Source organism: Bradyrhizobium sp. SHOUNA76, from assembly GCF_023006445.1.
Taxonomy (GTDB): Bacteria; Pseudomonadota; Alphaproteobacteria; order Rhizobiales; family Xanthobacteraceae; genus Bradyrhizobium.
Window position 1 is genome coordinate 1 of the sequence record NZ_JALBHA010000401.1, and the last position, 6,163, is coordinate 6,163.

Annotated in this window: 6 protein-coding genes; 5 read left to right on the plus strand and 1 reads right to left on the minus strand. The window is 64.3% G+C overall.

Annotation, left to right across the window (positions count from 1 at the left end; all coding sequences use genetic code 11):
* Positions 1-490, plus strand: a 490-nt coding sequence (locus MOV74_RS28855) for a CoA pyrophosphatase (protein ID WP_246930031.1), incomplete at its 5' end; no start/stop codon positions are given.
* A gap of 72 nt (positions 491-562) precedes the next feature.
* Positions 563-1,792: a hypothetical protein gene (locus MOV74_RS28860; protein WP_246930032.1), complete on the plus strand. Its 1,230-nt coding sequence runs from the start codon at positions 563-565 to the stop codon at positions 1,790-1,792.
* Between the two features lie 135 nt (positions 1,793-1,927).
* Here MOV74_RS28860 and MOV74_RS28865 read toward each other — a convergent pair whose 3' ends face one another.
* Positions 1,928-2,233 (minus strand): hypothetical protein, encoded by a 306-nt coding sequence (locus tag MOV74_RS28865; RefSeq protein ID WP_246930033.1) that lies wholly within the window; start codon positions 2,231-2,233, stop codon positions 1,928-1,930.
* Positions 2,234-2,427: 194 nt separating this feature from the next.
* Between MOV74_RS28865 and MOV74_RS28870 the strand changes: the two genes are divergently transcribed.
* The 3 genes from MOV74_RS28870 to MOV74_RS28880 all read left to right on the plus strand — a co-directional run.
* On the plus strand, positions 2,428-2,907 hold the full coding sequence (locus tag MOV74_RS28870) for a hypothetical protein (protein WP_246930034.1): 480 nt from the start codon (positions 2,428-2,430) through the stop codon (positions 2,905-2,907).
* 148 nt (positions 2,908-3,055) lie between these two features.
* Positions 3,056-4,003, plus strand: a complete 948-nt coding sequence (locus MOV74_RS28875; protein ID WP_246930035.1) for a TAXI family TRAP transporter solute-binding subunit — start codon at positions 3,056-3,058, stop codon at positions 4,001-4,003.
* Positions 4,004-4,166: 163 nt separating this feature from the next.
* A partial coding sequence (locus MOV74_RS28880) for a TRAP transporter permease (protein ID WP_246930037.1) occupies positions 4,167-6,163 on the plus strand: 1,997 nt, incomplete at its 3' end.

A 6,163-nucleotide genomic window follows, 5' to 3' on the forward strand; every position in this document is an offset into this window, starting at 1 on the left:
CGACGACACCGCATTCCTGCTCACGCTACGCGCATCGCACTTACGTGCCCATCGCGGCCAATGGGCCTTGCCGGGCGGACGCTGCGACGCCGGCGAGACGCCGGTCGAAGCGGCGCTGCGCGAGCTCGACGAGGAGCTTGGCCTCCGCCTCTCCAGTGCGGAGGTGCTCGGCACGCTCGACGACTATCCGACCCGCTCGGGCTATTTGATCACGCCCGTGGTGGTGTGGGCGGCCGACAGTGCCGCGATCAAACCAAACCCGGACGAGGTCGCTTCCGTCCATCGCATCACGCTCGCCACGATCGAGCGCGAGGACGCTTTCGACTTCATTGCGATTCCCGAGAGCATGCGGCGCGTCATCCGCTTTCATCATCAGATGAGCCTGATCCACGCGCCGACGGCGGCGCTGATCTACCAGTTCCGTGAGGTGCTTGCGGGCCGGCACACCCGCGTGGCCGAGCTGGAACAGCCGGTGTTCGCCTGGAAGTGACGCAAGGGACGAAAAAAATAGGTAAACGGCGCGTTAACGTGACGGTTACCGGATGCCTGCTAGGAAGTCCGCATGCATCATTCGATTCGAAATAGCCTCTCTCGACATAGCCTTGCGCTGGTTCCGCTCGCGCTCGCCTTGCTCGCGCCCGCCGCGCGTGGCGGCGAGGCCGACGCGCTGCCGCCCGCAGTCCGCGATGCCAACGCTCAGTTGCTGTCGCAGTTTTTTGCGCAAGGTGGCGCCTCGCCGGCCGTGCTCGAATATCGCCGCAAGCTCGCGGAATATCAGGCGGCGCGTGCCGCTTTCGACGCCGAGGCCGGCGCCTATTGGAGCCAGATCTCCGAGAAGCGGAAAGGCCGCAACGCCAAGCGGCGCAGCGGGCAGCAGGTGACGCTCGATGATTACGTGCTGGAGCATCCGCCGCTCTATGCCGGGCCGAAGAAGCCGGTGAATCCGGAACCTGAGGAAACGCCGGACCGTCCCGTCAAAAAGCCGATCCCGGTTGTTGCCGATTTCCTGCGCGCGGCGCAGGAGCTCTACCAGTTCACGCCGCAGCGCCCCTCAAGCGAGGTCGAGTTCAAGCGCGCCTATGCGCGCTACGCGCTCGCCTCCGGGCTGACGCGCGAGCAGGCGGTGCGGGTCTATGCGTTCGAGACCGGCGGCACCGGCAGTCACGACGTGCAGGCGGGTATAGAGCATGGCGGCAAGCGCGCGATCTCGACCGCGATGGGCTACAACCAGCTCCTGACCACCAACAGCGTCGAGCTGCTGGCCGAGCAGGGCCACGAACTCATTCGTGCGCTCTCCGAGAAGGTGTCGCGCACGTCCGGGCCGGCGCGGCAGGCGCTCGAGCACAAGCTCGTCGTGCTGAAGAAAATGGTGGCGCATGCGAAGTCGGTGCCCGACACTTGGTCGGAGCATGAGAAGATCGGCAACACCGCGCAGGGCTGGGCCATGCATGCGATGGTGATCGACATCGATGTCGGTCCGATGCTGCAGACGCATAAGCTGCTGACCTCGGTGCTGTTCGCCCGCGCCAAGGGCTACAGCCGTCCGCTCACCGCGGCCGAGCTCGAGATGATGAACCTCACCGGCGACGGCACCGGCCTCGACATGGTGACGATGCCGCAGGCGATGCGCGAGCAGGTGCCGACCTCGAACTTCTTCCAGCGCGGCGGCTACGAGCGCAACCCGGTCGCGATCCGTCACAACACGGTGGCCAAGCTGCTCGCGGTGACGGATGAGCGGATGGACTCGAACAGCAGCAAAGCCGGCGCAAGGGAGCTGGCAGGGGCGTTTTAAGAGCGCTGTCGTAGGGTGGGCAAAGCGAAGCGTGCCCACCATTCTCGATCGGAATGCGCTGATGGATGGTGGGCACGGCGCTAACGCGCCTTTGCCCACCCTACGGCAGCGTCGTCGTGGCGAGGTGCGCGTCCCCTACTGATCCGGCCCGAACTTGAACTTGCCGTCGCCTTCCAGATACGGGCCGCTGCGCATGTAGAGCTGGCCGTTGTGGCCGATGAAGAACAGCGTGCCCTTCGGCACTTTCTTGGCGCCCTTGAGCAATTCGCCGGCGTTGCTGGTGCCCATCTTGTAGGAAAAGGTCTTGCCTTCCTTGTCATAGGCGTAGCCCGTATCGGCCTTGAGCTCCCACGGCGTTGCCGGGACTTGCGCCGATGCGGGCGCGGCAAAGGCGCCGAGCGCGACTGCAATTGCAAATGGCTTGATTGAAAATGCCGTCATTCCCATCCTCCCACGGTCGGGACATTCCGGATTTGAACAAATCACGAACGGGATGTCCGGGTCAATTTGCGAAAGCGCCGCAGCGCATCACGTCTTGCCCAGTAGTTTGTGATTTTCCCTTCGTCCCCTCGCGACTATGTTCCGCTTTCCGTCTAGAACGCAACTCGACAAAATTATTGGCAGGGATGATTCGGATGCGCCGTGTGACAAAACTTTGCTGGGCTGCTGCATTGTCGCTGACGGCGCTGGCGCCGGCCGCCCGGGCCGATGATTACCAGCTCAGCCACAACCAGCGCATCTCATGCAGCCGCGGCCTTGCCCCTGGCAAGCTGAACACGGCGACCTGCAAGTCCTACACTTATCTCTTCAACACCAAGACCTCGGAATATTTCCGCTGTCAGGTCTCCCTGGCGCTGACCCGCGACAACAAGGAAGTCATCAACGTCCAGACCGACGGCGGCTGCATCAAGAAGCCGCGCATCTTCGAGACCGACGGCCATTACGATTTCGACGCGACCGAGACCGAGCCGCCGAACACCAATTCGTTCTTCGGCCCCGGCGGCTATTCGATCTGGGCCGCCGACGTCAGCGCGCAGAAGATCCGCGGCTGCATCACCATCTCCTCGGGCCTCGGCTCCGACATCTCCAAGTGCCTTGACATGACGTTCCAGTGAGGCTGCGCCACCTCGCCGCACCGACCCGGGTTCCGCAAAAATCGAGCCGGAACGGCCATTTACCGCAGTCCTGTTTTGCCTTTTGGATGGGTTGACCCGCCCCTCTCATCCGGCCAATTTCCCCGCCGGTTTGGGGAGTACAACAACCATGAAACGGACGATTTTCGGCGCAGCCGCGGCACTTGCTCTGGCGGCGTCGGCACCTTGCGCGCAGGCGCAATCCTTCATCAACGTGCTGACCGGCGGCACCTCGGGCGTCTATTATCCGCTCGGGGTCGCGATCGGGAAGATCTACGGCGACAAGATTCCGAACGTGAAGACGCAGGTGCAGGCCACCAAGGCGTCGGTCGAGAATTTGATCCTGCTGCAGCAGGGCCGCGGCGAGCTGGCGTTCACGCTGGGCGACTCGCTCAAGGCCGCCTGGGACGGCGAGGAGGAGGCGGGCTTCAAGACCAAGCTCGACAAGCTCAGGACCATCGGGGCGATCTATCCGAACTACATCCAGATCGTCGCGACCGCTGAATCCGGCATCAAGACGCTGGCCGACCTCAAGGGCAAGAGCCTCTCTGTCGGTGCGCCGAAGTCGGGCACGGAGCTGAATTCGCGCGCGATCCTCAGCGCCGCCGGCATGAGCTACAAGGATCTCGGCAAGGTCGAGTATCTGCCGTTCGCCGAGTCCGTCGATCTCATGAAGAACCGCCAGCTCGCAGCGACGCTGCAATCGGCCGGCCTCGGCGTCGCCTCGCTGAAGGACCTGTCGACCTCGAGCCCGATCACGGTGGTGTCGGTGCCGAAGGAGACCGTCGACAAGATCGGCCCGCCCTTCATCTCCGCGATCATTCCCGCCAATACCTATACGGGCCAGGACAAGGACGTGCCGACGGCTGCCGTCGTGAACTACCTCGTGACAAGCTCGGCAGTGTCGGACGATCTCGCCTACCAGATGACGAAACTGGTCTACGAGTCGCTGCCGGAACTCGCCACCGCGCATGCGGCCGGCAAGGAGATCAAGCTCGAGGCGGCGGCCAATGGCAGCCCGGTTCCGTTGCACCCCGGCGCGATCCGCTATTACAAGGAAAAAGGGCTGATCAAGTAAGGTCGGCTCTCGTAGCAGGGCGTCATGGCCGGGCTTGTCCCGGCCATCCACGTTCTATGGGCAGGCGAGAAAGCTCGTGGATGCCCGGGACAAGCCCGGGCATGACGGCGCGAGTGGCTCGTGCCAATGCTATTGCGGCACGGACAGGCTAAGGACGATTGAGATGCTGGAAAAGGCAGAGGGCGCCGCAGCTGCGCCCGACAAGGTCAAAGTCGAGTTCGACAATTTCGAGCACGGCTTTCCCGAAGGCTTTGGCCCGGGCTGGTGGGGCCAGCTCGCCTACTGGATCGGCATCGCCTTCGCCACTTTCCAGCTCTACGTCGCTGCCTTCAATTATCTGCCGAGCCAGGTGGTGCGCGGCGTCCATGTCGGGTTCCTCGTCCTGCTCACCTTCGGCCTGATCGCAAACTTCACCGCGAAGAGCAGTTTCGGCCGCGCGCTCGGCTGGGTGATCGGCGGCGCAGGTTTTCTCTGCGGGCTCTACCAGTGGATCTTCTACGCCGATTTGATCGCGCGCGATGGCGATCCGACGCGACTTGATCTCGTGGTCGGCACGTTGCTGGCGGTTTTGATCTTCGAGGGCACGCGGCGCCTGATGGGCGCGGCGCTGCCGCTGATGTGCGGCGCGTGCCTCGTCTACTGGTTCTTCGGCCAGTATCTGCCGTCGCCGCTCAACCATCGCGGCTATGATTTCGACCAGATCGTCACCCATCTGTCGTTCGGCACCGAAGGCTTCTACGGCGTGCCGATCTATGTCTCGGCGACCTACATCTTCCTGTTCATCCTGTTTGGCTCGTTCCTGGAGCGCGCCGGCATGATCCAGCTGTTCACCGACGTTTCGCTCGGCCTGTTCGGCCGCACCCGCGGGGGACCTGCGAAAGTGGCGGTGTTCGCCTCGGGCATGATGGGCACGATCTCCGGCTCGGGCGTCGCCAATGTCGTGACCGTCGGCCAGTTCACGATCCCGCTGATGATCAGGTTCGGCTATCGCCGCGCGTTCGCGGCCGGCGTCGAGGCCACGGCCTCGATGGGCGGACAGATCATGCCGCCGGTGATGGGCGCGGTCGCCTTCATCATGGCCGAGACGCTGGGCGTGCAATATTCGGAGATCGTCAAGGCGGCGGCGATTCCAGCGATCCTCTATTTCGCGTCCGCTTTCTGGATGGTGCATCTGGAAGCCGGCAAGCACGGTCTCGTCGGCATGAAGCGCTCGGAGATCCCGAGCGCCTGGAAGGCGCTGGTGACGCGCTGGTATCTCGTGCTGCCGCTGGCCGCGCTGGTCTACATGCTGTTCGAAGGTTTTACGCCGCTCTATGCCGGCAGCATGGGCCTCGCTCTCACGGTGACGCTGATCCTCGGCACCGCCATCACGACCGGCGCATCCTCGAATGTGATCCGCTACATCTTCTGGATCGGCCTTGCGCTCGTCGTCGCCGCGCTGTCGCGCGACGGCCTCCAGATCGTGCCGGTCGCGAGCGTCGTCGTTGGGCTGATCGTGATCACCGCCTTCGTCCGCGGCGGGTTCAAGGCCCTGCGCGAGTGCCGCGATGCGCTGGCCGAGAGCGCCAAATCCGCCATCACCGTCGGCATGGCCTGCGCCATCGTCGGCGTCATCATCGGTATGATGTCGCAGACCGGCGTCGGCACCATCTTCGGCGGCTGGGTGATCGGGCTCGGCGAGAAGAGCCTGTTCCTGGCGCTGATCATGACCATGCTGCTGTCGATCCTGCTCGGCACCGGCATCCCGACCATCCCGACCTACATCATCACCGCCGCGCTCGCCGCGCCGGCGCTGGCCAAGCTAGGGGTGCCCCTGATCGCGAGCCACATGTTCGCGTTCTACTACGGCATCATGGCCGACCTCTCGCCGCCGGTGGCGCTGGCGGCGCTCGCGGCGGCGCCGATCGCCAAGGAGAACCCGGACAAGATCGGCTGGGAAGCGATGCGCATCGCGCTCGCCGGCTACGTCATCCCCTTCATCTTCGTCTATTCGCCGGCCTTGATGCTCCAGGCCGGCGATCCCATGGCGGCCAAGCTCGGCTTCTACGGTGCGGTGGCGCTCGCGACCTTGAAGGCGTTGGTGGCGATCGCGCTGTTCGGCATGGTCGCGATCGGCTTCCTGTTCACGCGGCTGACGCTGGTCGAGCGCCTCGTCGCGCT

What these genes read in the sequence shown, in the direction of transcription:
- MOV74_RS28860 (WP_246930032.1), top strand. Translation starts at nt 563, where the DNA reads ATGCATCATTCGATTCGAAATAGCCTCTCTCGACATAGCCTTGCGCTG.
- MOV74_RS28865 (WP_246930033.1), bottom strand. Translation starts at nt 2,233, where the DNA reads ATGACGGCATTTTCAATCAAGCCATTTGCAATTGCAGTCGCGCTCGGC.
- MOV74_RS28870 (WP_246930034.1), top strand. Translation starts at nt 2,428, where the DNA reads ATGCGCCGTGTGACAAAACTTTGCTGGGCTGCTGCATTGTCGCTGACG.
- MOV74_RS28875 (WP_246930035.1), top strand. Translation starts at nt 3,056, where the DNA reads ATGAAACGGACGATTTTCGGCGCAGCCGCGGCACTTGCTCTGGCGGCG.